This window comes from Thalassospiraceae bacterium LMO-JJ14, assembly GCA_021555105.2.
Taxonomy (GTDB): Bacteria; Pseudomonadota; Alphaproteobacteria; order Rhodospirillales; family Casp-alpha2; genus UBA4479.
In genome coordinates this window covers 1-19516 of record CP134604.1, presented here as the reverse complement: position 1 = coordinate 19516, position 19516 = coordinate 1, and the positions used below count along the sequence as shown (strand labels likewise).

18 protein-coding genes are annotated in these 19516 nt (G+C 59.0%); 7 read left to right on the top strand and 11 right to left on the bottom strand.

Annotation, left to right across the window (positions count from 1 at the left end; translation table 11 throughout):
* Window positions 1-44: 44 nt before the first annotated feature.
* From L2D14_00090 to L2D14_00050, 9 genes are all read right to left on the bottom strand, one after another.
* Window positions 45-1832: a chloride channel protein gene (locus tag L2D14_00090; GenBank protein WNJ99842.1), complete on the bottom strand. Its 1788-nt coding sequence runs from the start codon at window positions 1830-1832 to the stop codon at window positions 45-47.
* Between the two features lie 100 nt (window positions 1833-1932).
* Window positions 1933-2631 (bottom strand): phosphate regulon transcriptional regulator PhoB, encoded by a 699-nt coding sequence (gene phoB / locus L2D14_00085; GenBank protein ID WNJ99841.1) that lies wholly within the window; start codon window positions 2629-2631, stop codon window positions 1933-1935.
* A gap of 14 nt (window positions 2632-2645) precedes the next feature.
* The gene (gene phoU / locus L2D14_00080) at window positions 2646-3365 is read right to left on the bottom strand and encodes a phosphate signaling complex protein PhoU (protein ID WNJ99840.1); all 720 of its coding nucleotides are present in this window, start codon (window positions 3363-3365) and stop codon (window positions 2646-2648) included.
* 16 nt (window positions 3366-3381) lie between these two features.
* Window positions 3382-4209: a phosphate ABC transporter ATP-binding protein PstB gene (gene pstB, locus L2D14_00075; GenBank protein WNJ99839.1), complete on the bottom strand. Its 828-nt coding sequence runs from the start codon at window positions 4207-4209 to the stop codon at window positions 3382-3384.
* An 11-nt stretch (window positions 4210-4220) separates the two neighbouring features.
* Window positions 4221-5552: a phosphate ABC transporter permease PstA gene (gene pstA, locus L2D14_00070; protein WNJ99838.1), complete on the bottom strand. Its 1332-nt coding sequence runs from the start codon at window positions 5550-5552 to the stop codon at window positions 4221-4223.
* Between the two features lie 7 nt (window positions 5553-5559).
* The gene (gene pstC / locus L2D14_00065) at window positions 5560-6942 is read right to left on the bottom strand and encodes a phosphate ABC transporter permease subunit PstC (protein ID WNJ99837.1); all 1383 of its coding nucleotides are present in this window, start codon (window positions 6940-6942) and stop codon (window positions 5560-5562) included.
* 105 nt (window positions 6943-7047) lie between these two features.
* The gene (locus tag L2D14_00060) at window positions 7048-8085 is read right to left on the bottom strand and encodes a substrate-binding domain-containing protein (protein ID WNJ99836.1); all 1038 of its coding nucleotides are present in this window, start codon (window positions 8083-8085) and stop codon (window positions 7048-7050) included.
* 175 nt (window positions 8086-8260) lie between these two features.
* Window positions 8261-9340: an ATP-binding protein gene (locus L2D14_00055; GenBank protein ID WNJ99835.1), complete on the bottom strand. Its 1080-nt coding sequence runs from the start codon at window positions 9338-9340 to the stop codon at window positions 8261-8263.
* Window positions 9341-9355: 15 nt separating this feature from the next.
* The gene (locus tag L2D14_00050) at window positions 9356-9850 is read right to left on the bottom strand and encodes a thioesterase family protein (GenBank protein WNJ99834.1); all 495 of its coding nucleotides are present in this window, start codon (window positions 9848-9850) and stop codon (window positions 9356-9358) included.
* A gap of 83 nt (window positions 9851-9933) precedes the next feature.
* Here L2D14_00050 and L2D14_00045 point away from each other — a divergent pair, with 83 nt between their 5' ends.
* From L2D14_00045 to L2D14_00025, 5 genes are all read left to right on the top strand, one after another.
* The gene (locus tag L2D14_00045; GenBank protein WNJ99833.1) at window positions 9934-10536 is read left to right on the top strand and encodes an ABC transporter ATP-binding protein; all 603 of its coding nucleotides are present in this window, start codon (window positions 9934-9936) and stop codon (window positions 10534-10536) included.
* On the top strand, window positions 10533-11330 hold the full coding sequence (gene fetB, locus L2D14_00040; GenBank protein ID WNJ99832.1) for an iron export ABC transporter permease subunit FetB: 798 nt from the start codon (window positions 10533-10535) through the stop codon (window positions 11328-11330). Before L2D14_00045 ends, fetB begins: the two co-directional genes overlap by 4 nt.
* A gap of 114 nt (window positions 11331-11444) precedes the next feature.
* Complete coding sequence (locus tag L2D14_00035) at window positions 11445-12215, top strand: glycosyltransferase family 2 protein (GenBank protein WNJ99831.1); 771 nt, start codon at window positions 11445-11447, stop codon at window positions 12213-12215.
* A complete protein-coding gene (locus L2D14_00030) occupies window positions 12212-12922 on the top strand; it encodes a VTT domain-containing protein (GenBank protein WNJ99830.1) in 711 nt (236 codons plus the stop codon). The genes L2D14_00035 and L2D14_00030 overlap by 4 nt, the downstream gene beginning before the upstream one ends.
* Complete coding sequence (locus L2D14_00025; protein WNJ99829.1) at window positions 12919-14571, top strand: glycosyltransferase family 39 protein; 1653 nt, start codon at window positions 12919-12921, stop codon at window positions 14569-14571. The genes L2D14_00030 and L2D14_00025 overlap by 4 nt, the downstream gene beginning before the upstream one ends.
* Window positions 14572-14724: 153 nt before the next feature.
* On the opposite strand, the gene L2D14_00020 is transcribed toward L2D14_00025, so the two are convergent.
* Together L2D14_00020 and L2D14_00015 are read right to left on the bottom strand one after the other, a co-directional pair.
* Entirely contained in the window at window positions 14725-15963 is a 1239-nt protein-coding gene (locus tag L2D14_00020) for a PLP-dependent aminotransferase family protein (protein ID WNJ99828.1), read from the bottom strand.
* Between the two features lie 72 nt (window positions 15964-16035).
* Window positions 16036-17387 (bottom strand): IS3 family transposase gene (locus tag L2D14_00015; protein WNJ99827.1). Its coding sequence is split into 2 segments (ribosomal slippage): window positions 16036-17051 and window positions 17051-17387, totalling 1353 coding nucleotides; the frame shifts between segments, so codons are not numbered across the junction.
* Between the two features lie 441 nt (window positions 17388-17828).
* On the opposite strand from L2D14_00015, the gene L2D14_00010 reads away from it, so the two are divergent.
* Both L2D14_00010 and groES read left to right on the top strand, forming a co-directional pair.
* Window positions 17829-18266: a hypothetical protein gene (locus L2D14_00010; GenBank protein ID WNJ99826.1), complete on the top strand. Its 438-nt coding sequence runs from the start codon at window positions 17829-17831 to the stop codon at window positions 18264-18266.
* Window positions 18267-19175: 909 nt separating this feature from the next.
* The gene (gene groES / locus L2D14_00005; GenBank protein ID WNJ99825.1) at window positions 19176-19463 is read left to right on the top strand and encodes a co-chaperone GroES; all 288 of its coding nucleotides are present in this window, start codon (window positions 19176-19178) and stop codon (window positions 19461-19463) included.
* The last annotated feature ends 53 nt before the right edge of the window (window positions 19464-19516 follow it).

Sequence of the window (19516 nt, the reverse complement as noted above, 5' to 3'; positions counted from 1 at the left end):
GCCCGCATGGAGAATAATGTCACGCCAGGGTGTTTGCTGGGCGTTTACTGATTGTGCTCTTCGTGACGGACTTTAAGGAGCGCGCGGTTGTACGCTGTCATGACGTCGCGATGATGCACGCAACCGGTGAAGACCTTGGTGTGCGGGTCGCGCAGCACGGCAATGTGATCCTCGCCGGTGTCGCGCATGATGCGCATCGCGGCGCCCAGATTGTCGCCCTCATTCAGGACCGGCGGATGCAGCCGGGCGACATCGGCGGCGCACAGCAGGTCGTTGCATTCGGGATCGAACAGCGTTACTCCGCAGTCTTGCAGGGTTATGGTGCCGTACAACTCGCCGGTCGGCTGCACGACGAACAATTCGCCGGTGCTGGACGCGCTGAGCTTTTCGCGGATGCTGGAGATCGGGGTGTCCATGCCGATGGTTTCCGCCGTGACGTTGGTGCCGTGATCGAGAATATGGCGGACCTTAATGGTATCCAGCACCTCGGTCTCGAAGCCGTCGCGCAGATCGACATTGCGCCGGCGCAATGTCTCGGCGAAGAAAGATGCGCCGAACAGGTTATGCGTCAGTTCCGTCGAGACGACGATGGCCAGCATCACGGCGAGCGAAAGCTTATAGTCGCCGGTGATCTCGAAAATGATCAGGGTCGTCGAGATCGGCGCGCCAAGTACGGCGGCGGCCACCGCACCCATGCCGACGACCGTGTAGACACCGACGCCCGACGCCAGCTCGGGAAAGACATCGGCGGCGATCAGCCCATACGATGAGCCGACCGCTGCGCCGAGCACCAGTGCCGGAGAAAACACCCCGCCGGAAAAGCCGAAGCCGAGACAGAGCGCAGTCGCGAAAATCTTGGCTATGCCGATGGCGATCAGCAATTGGACGTCGAATTGTCCGAGGATCGACCATTCGACGAAACCGTAGCCGACGCTCAGGATCTGCGGCAGCCATATGGCGATGACACCGACGATGGCACCGGCGATGGCCGGCTTGATCCAGACCGGGGCCTCGATCTTCTCGGAAAGCTGTTGCATCACGAAGATGGACTGCATCATGACGATAGCGGCGACGGCGGCGACGACGCCAAGTCCGATAAAGGCCGGAAACTCCCAGAATGATGTAATATGGTTGTCGCCCAGCAAGAACGCCGAGACCTCGCCGAAATGAATGTGCGACAGTGCCGTTCCGGCGACGCTGGCGACGACGATGGGCGCGAAGGTCTTGAGCGCATACTGCCCGACCACGACTTCGGTCGCGAACAGTGCGCCGGCGATCGGCGCGTTGAACGAGGCGGAAACCGCCGCCGCGACGCCACAGCCGAGAAGAGTTCTGGAAAGCGAGCGCGACAGATGCAGCTTGCGCGCGACCATGCCGGCCAACGATGCGCCGAGGTGTACGGCCGGGCCTTCGCGGCCGACCGAAGCGCCGGCGCCGATCGAAAGCGCACTGCAGACCGCGGAAACAATGCCGACCCTGGATGACATGTGCCCGGCACGCATGGCCGAGGCCTCGACCACGTCGGCGACCCCCTGGGTTTTGCCGCCGGGCATGAATTTCCAGGTGATCAGGCCGATCAGCAGGCCGAGACCCGCCGGGACCAGGATCAGCCGCCACGGTTCTACCGTCACCTCATAGCGGGCGAGCATGCTGGTGGTGATGCCGAACGAGGTGAGCTCGATGGCCTGAATGGCTTCGCGGAAGGCGATGACGGCGGCACCGGAGACGCAGCCGACGACGAGTGCCAGCCCGACCAGCAATAAATGCTCGTTACGGATGGTCTTGCGTAAGGCGGACTGGATATGTCCGTATGTGAAACGCGACTGCGGCATTCTTGCCCCCGGCTCCCGAATAGAAGCATAGGGCTGAATTCCTTAAAGAAAAGGATAACGCCGCCGAAGTTTCACATGAATGCCGCGCTGGCGCATGGCCTTAGTATTTGGCGGCGTCCAGCGAATAGCCGGCCGAGCGCACGGTGCGGATCAGGTCCGCATCCGATCCGGTATTGAGGGCTTTTCTGAGTCTGCGGATATGCACGTCGACGGTCCGGAGTTCGACGAAGATGTCGCGGCCCCAGACCTTGTCGAGCAGTTGCTCGCGCGAAAATACACGGCCGGGCTTTTCCAGGAACGAGCGCAGCAGACGAAACTCGGTCGGGCCGAGCTTGATCGCCTTGCCGCCCCGGGTCACGCGGTGCGACGTGAGATCCATTTCGATATCGGCATAGCTCAGCATCTCGCCGGCCTGTTCCGGGTGCGCGCGCCGCAGCACGGCCTTGATACGCGCCGTAAGTTCCGCCGGTGAAAACGGTTTGACGATGTAGTCGTCGGCACCGGTTTCGAGGCCGCGGATGCGGTCGTTTTCCTCGCCCTTGGCGGTCAGCATGATGACCGGCATGCTGCGGGTTTCCGATTTCTGGCGCAGCTGTCGGCAGATCTCGATGCCAGATACGTTCGGCAGCATCCAGTCCAGCACGACGAGATCCGGAATATCGGAATCGACGGCTTCCAGTCCGGCTTCACCATCGCGGGCAACGGCGACGTCGAAGCCTTCGTTTTCAAGGTTATAGCGCAGCAGTTCCACGAGGGACGGGTCGTCCTCAACAATAAGTATACGTGATGTTTCAGTCATCTTTTGTCTCAAACTCAGTCTTCACCGCCGATGACGGTGTAGCTCGATTGATCGTCCTTCGGGCGCGTATCTTCAGGAAGCGAGCCATGGACGAGGAAATAAACATGTTCGGCGATATTGGTTGCATGATCGCCGATCCGTTCGATGTTCTTGGCAACGAATAACAGGTGCGCACATGCCGATATGCTGCGCGGGTCTTCCATCATGTAGGTCAGAAGCTCGCGGAACAGGCTAGTGTGCAGCGCATCGACCTCTTCGTCACGCATCCTGACATCCTGTGCCAGTTCGGCGTCGCGCTGCAGATAGGCATCGAGCACCGTCTTGATCATGCCCTGTACGACATTGCCCATGCGCGAGATGGTGCGGCTCGGGCCGACCGGTGGGGTTTGCGTGATCGCGACCGTGCGTTTGGCGATGTTCTTCGAGTAATCGCCGATCCGCTCGATGACGCTGGCAATCCTGAGCGCGGTAATCACGACGCGCAGGTCGTCGGCCATCGGCTGGCGCAGCGCCAGCATGGAAATGGTGTGCTGATCGACGCTTTCCTCGATCGCATCGATGCGCTTGTCGCTGACGATGACCTGTTCGGCCAGTTCGCTGTCTCGGCGCACCAATGCCTTGATGGCATCCGCGAATTGATGCTCGGCGAGCCCGCCCATTTCGGCGAGCAGATTATCGAGCTGGTTCAGGTCTTCGTCGAACCTGGAAACGATGTGGTCATGTTCTTCGGGCATAACGGTATCCTTTTGATCAGCCGAATCTGCCGGTGATGTAATCCTGGGTGCGTTGGTCTTTGGGCGTCGTGAAGATCTTTCCGGTTTCGCCGACCTCGACGAGATCGCCCATATGGAAAAATGCCGTGCGCTGCGAAACCCGTGCCGCCTGCTGCATGGAGTGGGTCACGATGACGATGGTGAAGTTGTTCCTGAGTTCGTCGATCAGTTCCTCGATGCGTGCCGTGGCAATCGGATCGAGCGCCGAGCAGGGCTCGTCCATCAGAATCACTTCGGGCTGCACGGCGATGGCGCGGGCAATGCACAGACGCTGTTGCTGGCCGCCGGAAAGGCCGGTGCCGGGTTCTTCCAGGCGGTCTTTGACCTCTTCCCACAGGCTGGCCTTCTTCAGGCTTTCTTCGACGATCTGATCGATTTCTTCCTTGCCGGTGGCGATGCCGTGAATGCGCGGGCCGTAGGCAATGTTCTCGTAGATCGATTTCGGAAACGGGTTGGGTTTCTGGAAAACCATGCCGACCCGGGCACGCAGGTGCACGACATCGATGGCATTGGAGTAGATATCGGTGCCATCGAGCTCGATGGTGCCCTTGACCTTGCAGATGTCGATCGTGTCGTTCATGCGGTTCAGGGTGCGCAGGTACGTCGACTTGCCGCAGCCCGACGGGCCGATCAGTGACGTGACTTCGTTCTCATAGATGTCGAGGTCGACGTCGAACAACGCCTGCTTCTCGCCATAGAAAACCTTCACGTCGCGGGTGTGGAATTTGGTTTCGCGTGCCGCCTTGATGGCACCGTCAACCGGGGTCCCGACCTGTACGGAATTGCTCATATCTATTTCGCCCATGTCGGTGTCTCCTACCAGCGCCGTTCGAATTTCTTACGCAACACAACGGCCAAAGCGTTCATGAAAATAAGGAAGGTCAGCAGCACCATGATCGCCGCCGAGGTGCGGGCGACGAAAGCCCGTTCAGGGCTGTCCGCCCAGAGGAAGACCTGAACCGGCAGAACCGTCGCCGGGTCGGTGACGCTGCCGGGAATGTCGACGATGAAGGCGACCATGCCGATCATCAAAAGCGGCGCGGTTTCGCCCAGCGCCTGGGCCATGCCGATGATGGTGCCGGTCAGGATGCCGGGCATTGCCAGCGGCAGCACATGGTGCGTCACGACCTGCATACGCGATGCACCGAGACCGAGTGCGGCCTCTCGGATCGATGGCGGCACCGCTTTCAGGGCGGCGCGGCCGGCGATGATGATCGTCGGCAAGGTCATCAGCGCCAGCACCATGCCGCCGACCAGCGGCGCCGAACGGGGCAGGCCGAAGAAGTTGATGAAGACCGCAAGACCCAACAGGCCGAACACGATCGAGGGTACCGCGGCGAGGTTGTTGATGTTGACCTCGATGATCTGCGTCAGCCGGTTTTTCGGCGCGAATTCCTCAAGATAGACGGCTGCCGAAACGCCGACCGGGAAGGACAGTAAAAGCGTCACCAGCATGGTAAACAGCGTGCCCATGGTGGCGCCCCAGATGCCGGCAAGCTCGGGCTCGCGTGAATCGGCGTGGGTGAAGAATGTGGTGTTGAACCCGGAATTGATGATGCCGCGCTTTACCAGTTCATCGAACCAGGCCATTTGCTTGTCGTTGACGCGGCGATCGGCTTCGGCGGTGTCCTTGTTGATCACGCCCTTCTTGTAGAGGTCGAAATCGGCCGCCACCGGCAGCTCGAAAGTCAGCGACTGGCCGATCAGCGAGGGGTCTTCGATGACCCGCTGTTGAACCTGGAAGCTGGCGCCCTGGCTGAGCATGGCTGTCAGCGCGCGCTTGTCGCGGCGCCCCGTGATGTCCGGAAATTCTTCGAGCAACGCGTCGAAAATGACTTTGCGGTAGTTGGCGTTGATCAGGATTGCTGGGTCGCGTTTGCCTTCGGGATCGATGACCTCTTCGTTCAGGTTGACCTTCAGGGCAATCGTGGTGTCCGTGAACGCCGGCAGACCGCTGGAGATAATCGTCGTGAACAGGACGACGACGGCGCATATCGCAATCGCGATGGCGCCGATACCATAGGCGCGGAACCGGGCTTCGGCGGCATAGCGCTTCTTCAGGCCGCGCTTGACGGCATCGGAGGCATGATTGGCACGATCGCGTGCCGCCTGTTTGTTGAGTTGATCGTTGCTTTGTAATTCATTCATGACGGCATCAGTCATACTGCTCACGGTACTTGTTGACCACCGCCATGGCGATGATGTTGAGGCAAAGGGTGACACAGAACAGCACCAGGCCGAGGGCGAATGCCGCCAGTGTCTTGGCGCTGTCGAATTCCTGGTCGCCGACGAGAAGGGTCACGATCTGCACCGTCACCGTGGTCACGGCTTCGAACGGATTGGCGGTCAGGTTGGCGCCGAGACCGGCGGCCATGACCACGATCATGGTTTCGCCGATGGCCCTGGAGACCGCCAGCATGAACGAGCCGACGATGCCCGGCAGGGCGGCCGGCAAGATCACGCGCTTGATGGTTTCCGATTTCGTCGCGCCAAGGCCGTAGGAGCCTTCGCGAAGGCTTTGCGGGACAGCGTTGATGACGTCATCCGACAGCGAGGAGACGAAGGGAATGATCATAATGCCCATCACCAGCCCGGCGGCAAGTGCGCTTTCGGACGAGATGTCGAGACCGAAAAGCGACCCCTGATCGCGCAGGAACGGCGCCACGGTCAGCGCCGCGAAGAAGCCGTAAACGACCGTCGGGATGCCGGCGAGAATTTCCAGCAGCGGTTTGACGGTACCGCGCACCTTGTTCGGCGCGTATTCCGCCATATAGATTGCCGACAGTAGGCCGATCGGCCCGGCGACGCACATGGCGACGAGGGAAATCAGCATCGTCCCGGCGAACAGAGGGATCGCACCGAAGGCGCCGCTGGCCCCCACCTGGTCGGAGCGGAGCGCAGTCTGCGGGCTCCATTCCAGGCCGAACAGGAATTCCGCCGGTGAAACCTTTTCGAAGAAACGCCAGGATTCGAAGACCAGCGACAGGACGATGCCGATGGTCGTCAGGATGGCGATGATAGAACTGACGACAAGGATCGTCATCATCGCTTTTTCGACCTGATTGCGGGCCCTGAGCGACGGTGAAACCTTGCTGCGCGCAAAGGCGACGGCGGCGATGCCGACAGCGAGGATGACTACGAACTGCGCCAACACGCTTGTCTGTTTCAGGCTCACGTACTGGTCGGCAGCGGCCTGCATGGCCGGGGTTATCTCGCCGGAGGTAATGTTGCCGGACGCCAGATTGCGGATGTCGTTCATGATCAACGACATCTGCGACGGGTCGTCGCCGATGACCTCGGCGGGCAGGCTGCCCTGTACCAGCATTTCGACGATCGGCGTCTGGAAAATCGTCCAGGCGCCGAGGATCAGCAGGGTCGGGATGCCGCACCACAGCGCAACGAAATAGCCGTAATAATGCGGCCGAGAATGAAGCGTGTTCGGTGATCCGCCGGCGCTGGCGAGAGAACGGGAGCGGCCGAGATAATAGCCCGCGACGGTCAGGATGATCAGTGCGCCGAGGATGAAAGTGAAGGACATTAAAGTGATTTCCCGCTGCGCCCGATAAGAGTCAAAAGAGTATGCACTAAACGAATAAAAGCGACGAAGGGGGCCCCCGGCGAAATGACCGGGGACCCATTGTCCTTACATCGAGATGTTGTTGGCCATCATCTCGCCGTCTTTCTGGAACTTCTTGCGTTCCGCATCCGGCATCGGGATCAGACCCTTGTCGGAAAGGATGCCGTCCGGACCGAAGGTTTTCTCGGCGGTAAAGGCGGCAACGTATTCCTTGATGCCCGGCACTTTACCAACGTGCGCGCCCTTCACGTAGAAGAACAGCGGACGCGATACAGGGTAGGAACCGTCAGCGATGGTTTCGAATTCCGGGGCAACGCCACCGATGAGCGAACCCTGAACCTTATCGGCGTTCTGATCGAGGAACGAGAAACCGAACACGCCGAAGGCATCGGCATTGGCTTCCAGTTTGCGAACGATCAGAACGTCGTTTTCACCGGCTTCGACATAGGCGCCGTCTTCACGAATACCGTGGCAAACCGCTTTGTATTTCTTCTTGTCGGTTTTCTTCATCGCCTTGATGAATTTGAAGGTCTTGCAACCGCCTTCAAGCGCCAGTTCGGCGAACGCATCGCGCGTGCCGGAGGTCGGCGGCGGGCCGAGTACTTCGATCTTGGTGGCGGGGAGCGACGGATCGACGTCGGACCACTTCATGTTGTCGTTCTCTTTGAGGCCGCCCTTGCCGTCGGGGATGTTCTTGGCGAGCGCCAGGAAGATCTGCTGCTTGGTCACTTTCATCTGCGGCGCGGTTTTCGCGTTGGCGAAAACAATGCCGTCATAACCGATCTTGATTTCGGTAACGTCGGTGACGCCGTTCTTGGTGCATTTCTCGACTTCGGATTTCTTGATGCGGCGCGAGGCATTGGTGATGTCCGGGTGCTCGACGCCGACACCGGCACAGAACAGCTTCAGACCGCCGCCGGAACCGGTGCTTTCGATAACCGGGGTCTTGAAGCTCGTGGTCTTGCCGAACTGCTCGGCGACAACGGTTGCGAACGGATAAACTGTGGAAGAACCGACAATGCGGATTTGGTCGCGGGCCTCAGCGGCCGAACCTGCGATCGCGATGCCGGCAACGACTGCGATCCCGAGAAACTTACGATACATGGCTAACTCCTGCCTTTAATGCGTTTCGGAGCAGTGCTCCGTGAAAGCGGGTACTCTCACGTCCCAACGTGACCAAAGCACCCAATCACGGCGGAACCTATGCCTTGAGCGCTTACATTATATGACGGAATTGCTACGCTTTTATGACATGAAGCAGTGTCGCTGTGGATAAGGGTCAAAGTCGTTCATTTCTGGGGTGTAAATCCGTCGGAATGAACACCGTGAACGTACTGCCTTCACCCAGCGTGCTTTGTGCCGCGAGGTGCCCACGATGGCGGCTGATGATGTGTTTGACGATGGCGAGACCGAGCCCGGTGCTGCCGATACCGCTGTCGGCATTGCTTGAGCGGGCCTCGTCGACCCTGAAGAAACGTTCGGTCAGACGCGGGATCAATTCCTTGGGAATCCCCTGGCCGTGATCGGTTATGGCAATCGACACGCCGGGCCGTGCGGAATCGGGGATCCGCTCGACGGCTTTCAGGACGATATCGATGGAGGTGTTGTCGCGGCCATACTTGATGGCGTTCTCGATCAGGTTGCGAAACACTTGGTGCAGTTGATCGGAATCGGCGATGGCTTTCGGTAAGTCGGGCGGGCACGTGACCTTGAAGGATATATTGAGCGCTGCGGCCTGCGGTTCCAGCGCCTCGATCACGTTATTGATGGAGCGCGAAACATCGACGGCCTTGCGTGGCGGCACGTGTTCGTTGATCTCGACACGGGTCAGCGACAGCAGGTCGTCGATCAGCCGCGCCATGCGTTGCGATTCCCGGTGCATGATGTCGAGGAACCGGGTCCGGGCTTCGATATCGTCGCTGGCGGGACCGCGGAGCGTCTCGATGAAGCCGATCAGCGCCGTCAGCGGCGAGCGCAACTCGTGCGAGACGTTGGCGACGAAGTCGGTGCGCATCTGTTCGGCTTTCTTCGCCGACGTCACATCGTTGAGCACCAGTGTTGCAACCGAAGCATCGGCCAGCGGGGCATCGGCAAGACGCTCAATGCGGAACGTCATGCTTCGCGCTACCGGCACCGGTAACGAGATTTCCCCCTCCGCATCGGCAGCACCCTTGAGGACCCGGTCCAGTGCATCGAGTATATTCGGATGACGCAGGCTCAACGACAGGTCGCGCCCGAGGGCATTGTCGCCGACCAGATCGATCGCAGCCTGATTGGCGTGCAGAATGCGGCGCCTGTCATCAACGATGATGACAGCGGTCGGGATGCGGTCGAATACTTCCTGTGAGATCAGCGTCATGAACGGTGTTGCCTGTCAGGTGGGCGCCTTGTTGCGGCGGATGCCGATTATGCGTCCTTTCTGCGTCGGGGCGATTAAATTTTCATGCACTTTATGTATGTCGCCGATCCGCGTGTGCACATGGAGCGGAAACGGGCCGACTTTCCGGGTCTCGAGATTGACATGCAAGATCATCAGTTCGTTCGTCGCGCACAGGCTGTCGTCCTTGCAGTTATGCATGCGGTGGAACAAATGCAGCCTCTTTTCGTCATGGTCGAGGAGTTGCGTCGTTACATACACGCGTTCGCCTTCGAGGACTTCATTGTCATAGGTCACATGTGCTTCGGCGACGAAGACGGAACTGCCGGTTTCCCGGCGCAGGCCTTCGTCCAGGCCGATTTCCATCTGAAATGCATCCGTCGCGTGATCGAAAATCAGCACATAATACGCAACATTCATATGACCATTGTAATCGACCCACTCGGCGATCACGGTTTCTTCCCACAGCCGGGCCGGTTGTTCATCGGGCATCGCTCAGCGCCTCCGTTTCCATGCCCTCTGTTAGCCGATCACTGGACGCTTGTCGACGTGCGCCCACTCGGTCACCATAAGGCATGTTGGTCGTTAAACAGCTTTCACGCGCCATATTACAGCCTGTCGACCTGGAATTGACGGCCGGGGAATGTATTGCCATCCGTGGTGCTTCCGGCTCCGGGAAATCCCTTCTGCTCCGCGCCATCGCCGATCTTGATCCCTGCACGGGAACGGTGCAGTTGGACGGTGAGGACAGAAGCGCCATGCCAGCCCATATGTGGCGCCGCAAGGTTACCTATGTCGCCGCTGACAGCGGCTGGTGGCTGGACCGGGTCGGCGATCATTTCGAGGCCGAGGCCATCGCTGCCGGCTATCTGCCGCGACTCGGATTTCATGGCGATGTGATGTCGTGGCCCGTCAGCCGCTTGTCGACCGGCGAGCGGCAGCGTCTGGCCTTGCTGCGTGCCATGGTGCAGGGGCCGCGCGTGCTTTTACTGGATGAGCCGACGTCGGCGCTTGATCCGGACGCGACGTCGAAGGTCGAAAGCCTGTTGCACGAAAAGTTGGCGAGCGGAATTATCGTCATCCTTGTGACCCACGACCCGGCACAGGCGGAACGGATGTCGCAACATCGCTATCGGATGCAGGACGGATCGCTGAGCGACGAGGCGCAGGCGTCATGACCTACATTCAGCTCAGCTATTGGGATATTGCCATGGCGGCGACATTGCTGACGGTGAATGCCGGACTGTCTATCTATTACCGGCTCGGCACCGAAAAACGCCTGTTGATCGCGGCAGCGCGCATGACCGTGCAGTTGACCATGGTGGCGCTGGTCCTGAAGGCTTTGTTCGCAACGGTTTCGCCCTGGCTGACGTTGCTGGCCGCGCTGGTCATGGTTGCGTTTGCCGGGCGCGAAGCGATGGCCCGCCAGGAACGCACCTTTATCGGGTTCTGGGGCTATGGTCTCGGGACCGTCTCCATGCTGATCGCGGCTGGGATAGTCTTGCTGTTCACGCTGTCGACGCAACTGCATGCCGATCCCTGGTACGATCCGCGTTATGCAATTCCGATCCTCGGCATGATTCTCGGCAATACCATGACCGGGGTCAGTCTGTCGTTGGACCGGTTGTTGGCCGAAGCCGATTCCGGACGGGCACGGATCGAAGCCCGCCTTGCCCTCGGGCACAGTTTTCGCGAAGCCATGCAGCAGCCGTTGAAAAGCGCCATGCGGGCCGGATTGATTCCGACTGTTAACGGCATGGCAGCGGCGGGCCTGGTCTCGCTGCCGGGTATGATGACCGGTCAGATTCTGGCTGGCGTCGACCCGGTCGAGGCGGTCAAGTACCAACTTCTGATTATGTTCCTGCTGGCCGGCGGGACGGCGCTTGGTGTTTTCTGTGCGACGATGATCGCCCTCAAGCGCCTGACCGATCCGCGCCAGCGCCTGAGATTGGACCGGCTTCGGGTGGAATGAGCGCCGTTTAATGGAAAAACACGTCAAAAGCCCTGTTTTTGTTGGCCCATGCGGGGGCGGCGTTGTAAAAGCGCAGCACCTTAACGTTGAGAAATTCAAGGAGACCGCGCTCGGATGGGTGATGCCGGTCGGGATATTTCCATGGTCGATGTTTCCGTAGTCGTTCCGGTCAAGGACGAGCTTGAGAACGTACGCCCGCTGATTGGCGAAATTGCCGCGGCACTGGATGGCCTCGTATCGTTCGAGATCGTTTATGTGGATGACGGGTCGACGGATGGGACGGCGGCGGCGCTGCTTGAAGCAAAGGCCGGCTTGCCGTTCCTGCGCGTTGTCCGCCATGACGGCTGTTATGGCCAGTCGCAGGCGATTCAGACCGGTGTCAGGCATGCCCGCGCGCCGTTGATCGCAACCCTGGACGGTGATGGCCAGAACGACCCGGCGGATATTCCGGCGCTGCTGAAGCGCTTCGCCGACGAAGGCGGCAGCGCCGACGCCCTGCTGATGATCGCCGGCTGGCGCGCCAAGCGAAAGGACACGTGGCTGAAGCGCATGTCCTCTAAAATCGCCAATGCGGTGCGTAGTTCCCTGCTCGGCGACGCGACGCCGGATACGGGATGCGGGCTCAAGGTTTTTCCGCGCACCATGTTCCTGGCTTTTCCCGGTTTCAATCACATGCACCGCTTCATGCCGGCGCTGACCATCCGCGCCGGTGGACGTGTCGTCTCGGTCGAGGTCAATCACCGCCCGCGTGAGCGCGGTCTGTCCAAGTACGGGCTGTTTAACAGGCTATGGGTCGGCATCGTCGACCTGTTCGGGGTGATGTGGCTGAAACGCCGTGCCAACCGCGTCAGGGTCCACAGCGAAGATCACAGCGAGCCGCAATGACGCCGCGTATCGTTTTCCGTTCCATACTTTTATTCGCATTGCTGATCGGCGTCGGTGCGGCGATCAAGCTGACGCCGCTCGGCAGCGTTCTCGATGAAGGCTGGATCGATACCTATGTGCGTGGCGAAGGCATTCGCGGCGAGCTGATATTCCTCGGCGCCGGGGCGTTGTTTACCGCCGCCGGACTGCCGCGTCAGGCCGTGGCCTTCATGGCCGGATATGCGTTCGGGATTGCCTGGGGCACGCTGATCAGCGTCATCGCTGCCGCGCTCGGCTGCATTCTGACGTTTGTCGTGGCACGCTTTCTGGCCCGCGATCTGGTGGCGCACAAATTTCCCGACAAGCTGATGCGCATGGATGCGTTCCTCAGCGAGAACACGTTCACAACGACGCTGCTGATCCGTTTCCTGCCGGTCGGCTCGAATGTGCTGACGAATATGCTGGCCGGGGTTTCCCGCGCGCATGCGGTGCCATTCGTCGCCGGTTCGGCGATCGGTTATATTCCGCAGATGCTGATTTTCGCTTTGGTCGGATCCGGTTTCGCGGTTGAGCCGGGGGTCCGGCTTGTCATCAGCATCATCCTGTTCGCGGCGTCGGGGGTTCTCGGGGTCTGGCTGTATCGGCGCTACCGTGACAGCCACCGGCTTCTGAATGCCGGCGTCGTCGATGCCGAGGATGTGGGCGCCAGCGAGGCGGCGGAAAAATGAAACAGGATTTAAGCGCCTTCAAGATGCCGGTGTGGGCAGTATGCTGGCTGATTGTGGTGGTCTCCGCGGTATTGCTACGCCCGCCGCTGCCGGTCGATGAAACCCGCTATCTGGCGGTTGCCTGGGAAATGTGGCTGCGCGACGACTTTCTCGTACCGCATCTGAATGGTGCGCCGTATCACCACAAACCGCCGCTGCTGTTCTGGCTGATGACGGCGGGCTGGTCCGTGTTCGGAGTCAACGACTGGTGGCCGCGCCTGGTGGCGCCGTTGTTCGCGTTGGTGGCGTTGCTGTGGACCGGCCGTCTGGCGCTGCGCATCTGGCCGGACGACGGCATGGCAGCCCGGCTGGCGCCGGTGATCCTCGCCGGCGCCGCTTTCTGGGCCGTGTTTCAGACCCTGACCATGTTCGACATGATGCTGGCGGCGTGCACGCTGGCGGGGATCGGCGGGATTGTCAGTGCGTGGCGATCCGGCGGGCTTGGCGGATGGCTGGTGACGGCGCTGGCGATCGGCGTCGGCGTGCTGGCGAAGGGGCCGGCGATCTTGTTGCATATCGCGCCGGTGGCCCTTCTTGCGCCTTGGTGGGGGCGCACCCTGCCGGGCGGTCCGGACCGCCCGCTGGTGTCTTGGCGGGTCTGGTATTTCCGGTTTCTGTTCAGCGTTCTGATCGGCGCCGCAATTGCGCTGGCATGGGCGGTCCCGGCCGGAATTCGCGGCGGCGAAGAATACCGCAACATGATTTTCTGGGGTCAGTCGGCCGGGCGTATCGTCGAAAGCTTCGACCATGCGCGGCCGTTCTGGTGGTACGCGATGTTGCTGGCGCCCCTGCTTTTGCCATGGCTGATATGGCCCAGACTGTGGCGTGCGGCACGGGTCGAAGGGGCTTTCTCCGATGGCGGACTGCGCTTGCTGATGGCCTGGGTGGCACCGGCGTTCATTACGTTCTCGCTGATCTCGGGCAAGCAATTGCACTACCTGCTGCCGGAATTCCCGGCGTTTGCGCTGTTGTTCGCGCGACTGCTGGCGCGTCCGCAGGTCAGCGCCGGGTGCCGGCTGGACGGCATCATGACGGCGCTGTTCTTTATCGTGCTCGGATTGGCGGCGATGTTACTGCCCGATGACCCGACGTTTTTCGAGGCTCCGGAATGGTTCCATAAACTCGATAATCACTGGGGTGTGCTGATCGTCATTTCGGGCCTGTTGTGCTGGCACTTTGCCAAAGCAGGTGTCTTCCGGGGCGTTTGCGCCCTGGCGCTGTCGATGACGGTGCTGGTTTTCGTGGTGCACCTGACGGCGCGTGACGCGCTCGATTTCGCTTATGATCTCAGGCCGATTGCCCGCGACCTCAAGTCTTACGAAGACAAAGGCCTGGAGATCGGGAATTTCAGCACCTATCACGGTCAATATCAGTTTCTCGGCCGCCTAAACAAACCGGTTTGGGAAATAGGCCTGGTAACCGGCGACACCGAAACTTTCGCTGCCACGCATCCGGACGGTGTCATCGTCGCGTATTACTATGTCGACGAAATGCCGGAATTTCCCGTCGGCGTCACGCCCCTGGCGACATACCGCTTCCGCAGTTATCAGGTTGTGCTTTGGCGTGCCGGATTACTTGTTCAATACCCGGACCTCGCAAACCGGTCCTGAGACGGCGGCCGCGTAATCACCTGGACGGTTCTCGCAAGACCAGTATCGTTTCGCCCGAGCACGACACGACACGTATTGCCGGGTCCGGCGTCTTGCATGCTCCGGTGAGTACGGGAAAGTTTCTTGGGTTATGCCGAAAGTAGGAGGGATGAGTCAGCGGCCATGATGGCGTGGGTAGTGGTCCTGATATGCGGCGGAGATCGCCTGGATACCGGCATCGATCCTGTCGACGGGGATGCAGGAGAAGCCGAGCCTCAGGCTCTCATTATTGTCGCCGCGCAGAAAGAAAGTCCGCCCCTTGTCGGCAAGGATGCCGCGTCGCTTGAGCTCATCGCAGAACGACGACGCATCAAAGTCTTTCTCGCCGGTTAGCCATATACTTGTGCCGCCGGTCGCCTTGGTCCGCTTGAAGAACGGCAGGTGCGTGCCGATGGCGTCGTGCATGTGCTGCCAGCGCCGCGTGTAGCGGCGTCGCAGGCGTTTGATGTGGGCGTCATGGTGGCCAAGAGCAAGAAACAGCGCTGCCGTGTCCTGCATCATGCTGGGCGGTTGGCGAATGAGGAGGCGGCGGATTTCACGTGCCTTTTGGATGATGTCCCGGTTGGCGACGATAAATCCGAGGCGAAGGCTGGGCGTGATCGATTTGGCAAGGCTGCCGATGTAAATCACGCACCCTTGCCGGTCGAGGGACTGCAATGTCGGCAATGCATTGTTGGTGCCGGCGAGTTCCATCTCATAATCATCTTCGATCACATAAAAACCTTCCGAGCGGGCTTTGGCCAACAGGTCGTGGCGGCGCTGCATCGGCAGCGTCACCATCGTCGGGAAGTGGTGGCTCGGCGTCGTGAACACCAGCTTGCAATTCTTTTCGATGCCCGACGGATCAAGTCCGTCCTCGTCGACGGGGATGGGCGACAGGTCGTTCCCCGTCATCAGGAATGCATTTCGGGCTTCATGGAAGCCCGGGTCTTCAATGCCGATTTTCCGAGGGTCTTTCGCAAACATGAGCCCGAGAATGCTCAAGGCGTTCTGTGCGCCCATCGTAATCAGGATTTCGTCTTCAAGGGCGAGGATGCCGCGGTAGGACAGCAATCGCTGGCGGAGCTGTTTCACGAGATGCGGGCTGTCGATCTCGGTTACATCGGCCATCCACTCGGGCATGGTCTTGCGGCTGAGCGCGATGCGTGAGCATTCACGCCATGCGTCGAGCGGAAACAACTGGGGGTCGACCTGATTGAAGATGAACGGATAGGGGTAGGTGTTCCAATCGACCGGGTGCTGGACATTCATGTCGGCAGGTAAGGTGTTGGGCACGAACGGCGCGAGTTCGCCCGGAAAAGCGGTTGCGGGTGCCGTACTCTCAAGATCGCTCATGGCGCCGGCGTGGCTCATGTCCGTCGTCAGGATAATTGGGCCACTTGAGCGTTTATATTAACGGAGGCTCTGGCTCATCGCTGGTTGATGTTAAGCGGCATGGCGCCGATGCGCCAGCCGTCGTTGTTCGAATGTCTTTCTTTTTATCTTCTCCCTTCGTTTGATGATCGATGTTGCCCTACCGAGGTAAACGTCGGCCGGTGTCAGATTGCCAAGGCTCTCGTGATAGCGGTGATTGTTGTAATGCTCGATGAACTGACCGATCTGGTTTTCGAGATCGCCGGGCAGGTAATAGTTCTCAAGCAGAACCCTGTTCTTCAGGGTCTGATGCCAACGTTCGATCTTGCCCTGTGTCTGAGGATGATTCGGCGCGCCACGGACATGATCCATGCCTTGCCCCTCGAGCCAATCGGCGAGATCGCCTGCGATGTAGGATGAGCCGTTGTCCGAGAGGAGGCGCGGCTTGTGGACGACCTCGGCCCGGTCACAACCGGATGATCTCAATGCCTGTTCCAGTGTCTCCGTGACATCTGCCGCCTTCATCGTCGTGCATAGCTTCCAGGCGATGACGTAGCGGGAGTAATCGTCGAGGATGGTCGACAGATAGAACCAGCCCCAGCCCGTGACCTTGAAGTAGGTGAAGTCCGTTTGCCAAAGCTGATTGGGTGCCGTCGTCTTGTCCTTGAACTCGCTTGCCGCCTTGATGACGACGAACGCGGGGCTGGTGATCAGGTCCTGGGCCTTGAGAAGCCTGTAAACAGAGGCTTCGGAGACGAAGTAGCCTTTGGTGTCCGTGAATGTGACGGCCAGTTCCCGTGGGCTGAGCTCCGGCTCTTCCAGGGCCAGATCGACAATTCGGTTACGAATGTCGTCCGGAATCCGGTTCCACACCCGACCCGGGCCGAGATTGCGGTCTTCCAGCCCGGAGATACCAAACGCCTGATATCGGTCGCACCATCGATAGAACGTCGTCTTGGCGATTCCCAGCTTGCCCAGCGTCTGGCGAACAGGCAGGTGGGAGCGCTCGACCAGCCGGATGATCTCCAACTTCTCCGAGGCGGGATATCTCATTCTTCGTCTCCCCCATCCCCGAGCATGCTTTTTTTGAGAAGACGGTTCTCCAGCGTCAGGTCAGCGACAAGCTCCTTCATATCCCGCATCTCGCGGCGCAGCCCCTTAACCTCGACCGAGGTCGCTTGGCGCGACGTGTCTCCAGCCAGGCGTTTCTTGCCCGCCTCAAGGAATTCCTTGGACCATGAATAATACAGGCTCTCGGCAATGCCCTCGCGACGGCACAGTGCGGCAATGCTTTCCTCTCCTCGCAGGCCCTCAAGGACGATACGGATCTTCTCTTCGGCTGAATACTGCTTGCGCGTCTTGCGACGGATATCGCGGACCGCCTTCTCGGCGGGGTCTTTCGTCGTCATCGGTTTTTGTCTCATCTTCGTTCCCCTACGGGTCTCTACGATGAACCAAAAACCCTCCCTTATGAAAACACCTCAATCTGTCCCATGGGCCCTGACGTCAGACAGCATTTAGTCTCGGCAACCCGCCTCCGAGTGGCGCTTTATACCTTGAAGTTTTCAGCCTCAACCACAAGGGCAGCAAGTACGACTGTCCAACAATGCTGCACGTCAATGGGGAAGCTTTTGATCTGCGCGATGCAGAAGGCGACGTCGGATATCGGAAGCTAACGAAAACTTCGATTCCTATTCAGCTTCGCGCGGAGAATAGCGTAAGCATCGTCGAGAAACCATGCTCCGGTGCGGGGATGAATGACTCGCTCGTCTTAAAGGGGATGGTGACATACGAGTAACCGTTTCGGTTCAATGATGGGTGTGGCCGGAAGATCGGCAGACAGTTGAAAGAGCGAGGTTAGAGGTATGAACACCGTCCTTGGCGTAGTCGGCTCAGCGTTGGTGTTTTGGGCAAGCTTGTCTTCGGCGACGGCTGACCAAACCGTTGCCGGAGAGTATCACGGTATTTATGCGTACTGCAAAGGTGCGTATCCGTGTACGGAAGAGGATTTTGTCCGCACTAAGAATCGTCCGCCGGAGAAGCGGAACGACATCGCATTGAAGTTATGGCAAGAGGACGAAGAGTGGATGGCCGTATTCAGTCCACCGGCGTATTGGAAGAATTTCCATGAGCCGAAGAAAGCGCACTATGTGGACGTGGATGGTAACGACATACTGTTTAAAGTCGCCCGCCCGTCTGACGCCAAAACCCTTGTGATGAAAGGAGTCGTGGAGGACGGGGTCTACAACGGAAAAATTGAATATAACGGTTATATCATGCATGGGAGAATGACGCGCAACTAGCATTGCCAACAGCAGGAAGGTGGCAAATGAGAATCAATCACCCATTCCGATATTTTTGATCGTATTGCTCGGTGATCAGGATATCCGCTGGAGGTGTTAGCAATTCATTAGTTGGAAATCGAACCTAGACATACCAACCATTCGGGCGGTCGCCTCGCTAGGCCTCCAATTTGGACGCTTATATGTGACCAAAGCTGTCTGATATACGAAGCTTGTTGAATTGATACACTCCGCTGGTCGGTTCAATTGGAGCGGACTATGAGACGTCAGACAGTCATCACGTCCAATACCTGGTCGATCTCGCTATCTGACAAGTTTTCATGAAAAAGTTCAGACATTGAGTTTACGAAGATTTGGCGTGGTGACCTCCATTTCAGCGGGACCTCCAAGGCTTTTCTATCGAACCTCGTCTTTCCGGTCCATACATGGCGACGTCCCGATTTGCGGGTCAGGCCTTCATGCTTTTCCATTCCCATTGCCTGTAGGCGCGATGCCATCCGCATCGCGTAACAGTTACTGCAACCAGACGAGACGATGCTACACCCGGCAACCGGGTTCCACGTTGCATTCGTCCACTCAATCGCCAAACCCTGTCTGGCTTTTCGATCCGATCCCGCCGGTCTGATATCTGCCACACGTTACAATGGGTTCGGTTGCCAGCGAGTTGGCCTTACAGGCCGAGTTCCACTAATCCCATGAATTAATATGATTTCTTGCAAGATCACTAAAACTCTTAGCTCGTGAATTGAAATTTTAAGCTGGTAATTGAAATTCTTAACAGAATCCCACGCAAGTTGCCGTGCTTGACACTACCGGGCATCTTCTTTACATATCTGGCACTCATTCACGATGAGTGCTAACACTTCAGTGAAATTTGAGATTTTTCAAACCGTTACGGAGACGAATTCTATGAAATTCCGGCCTTTACATGACCGCGTTCTGGTTCGCCGCGTCGAAAGCGAACAAAAGACTGCCGGCGGCATCATCATTCCCGATACCGCGCAGGAAAAACCGATGGAAGGCAAGGTCATCGCTGTCGGCACTGGCCACAAAGCCGACGACGGCAAAGTGACCAAGCTTGACGTCAAAAAAGGCGACAAGATCCTGTTCGGCAAATGGTCAGGCACCGAAGTCAAAGTCGACGGCGAAGACCTCATCATCATGAAAGAGTCCGACATTCTTGGCGTGATCGAATAATTCGATCCCCGGAATAGACGACACGTTACAGACAAACCCAAAAGGGGATTATT

Bases quoted from the DNA above. Each gene is read 5' to 3' on its own strand.
- groES (WNJ99825.1), top strand. From the start codon at position 19,176: ATGAAATTCCGGCCTTTACATGACCGCGTTCTGGTTCGCCGCGTCGAA.
- pstC (WNJ99837.1), bottom strand. From the start codon at position 6,942: ATGTCCTTCACTTTCATCCTCGGCGCACTGATCATCCTGACCGTCGCG.
- L2D14_00060 (WNJ99836.1), bottom strand. From the start codon at position 8,085: ATGTATCGTAAGTTTCTCGGGATCGCAGTCGTTGCCGGCATCGCGATC.
- L2D14_00035 (WNJ99831.1), top strand. From the start codon at position 11,445: ATGGGTGATGCCGGTCGGGATATTTCCATGGTCGATGTTTCCGTAGTC.
- L2D14_00090 (WNJ99842.1), bottom strand. From the start codon at position 1,832: ATGCCGCAGTCGCGTTTCACATACGGACATATCCAGTCCGCCTTACGC.
- pstA (WNJ99838.1), bottom strand. From the start codon at position 5,552: ATGAATGAATTACAAAGCAACGATCAACTCAACAAACAGGCGGCACGC.
- L2D14_00025 (WNJ99829.1), top strand. From the start codon at position 12,919: ATGAAACAGGATTTAAGCGCCTTCAAGATGCCGGTGTGGGCAGTATGC.
- fetB (WNJ99832.1), top strand. From the start codon at position 10,533: ATGACCTACATTCAGCTCAGCTATTGGGATATTGCCATGGCGGCGACA.
- L2D14_00045 (WNJ99833.1), top strand. From the start codon at position 9,934: ATGTTGGTCGTTAAACAGCTTTCACGCGCCATATTACAGCCTGTCGAC.
- L2D14_00050 (WNJ99834.1), bottom strand. From the start codon at position 9,850: ATGCCCGATGAACAACCGGCCCGGCTGTGGGAAGAAACCGTGATCGCC.
- L2D14_00030 (WNJ99830.1), top strand. From the start codon at position 12,212: ATGACGCCGCGTATCGTTTTCCGTTCCATACTTTTATTCGCATTGCTG.
- L2D14_00020 (WNJ99828.1), bottom strand. From the start codon at position 15,963: ATGAGCCACGCCGGCGCCATGAGCGATCTTGAGAGTACGGCACCCGCA.
- phoU (WNJ99840.1), bottom strand. From the start codon at position 3,365: ATGCCCGAAGAACATGACCACATCGTTTCCAGGTTCGACGAAGACCTG.
- phoB (WNJ99841.1), bottom strand. From the start codon at position 2,631: ATGACTGAAACATCACGTATACTTATTGTTGAGGACGACCCGTCCCTC.
- L2D14_00055 (WNJ99835.1), bottom strand. From the start codon at position 9,340: ATGACGCTGATCTCACAGGAAGTATTCGACCGCATCCCGACCGCTGTC.
- pstB (WNJ99839.1), bottom strand. From the start codon at position 4,209: ATGGGCGAAATAGATATGAGCAATTCCGTACAGGTCGGGACCCCGGTT.
- L2D14_00010 (WNJ99826.1), top strand. From the start codon at position 17,829: ATGAACACCGTCCTTGGCGTAGTCGGCTCAGCGTTGGTGTTTTGGGCA.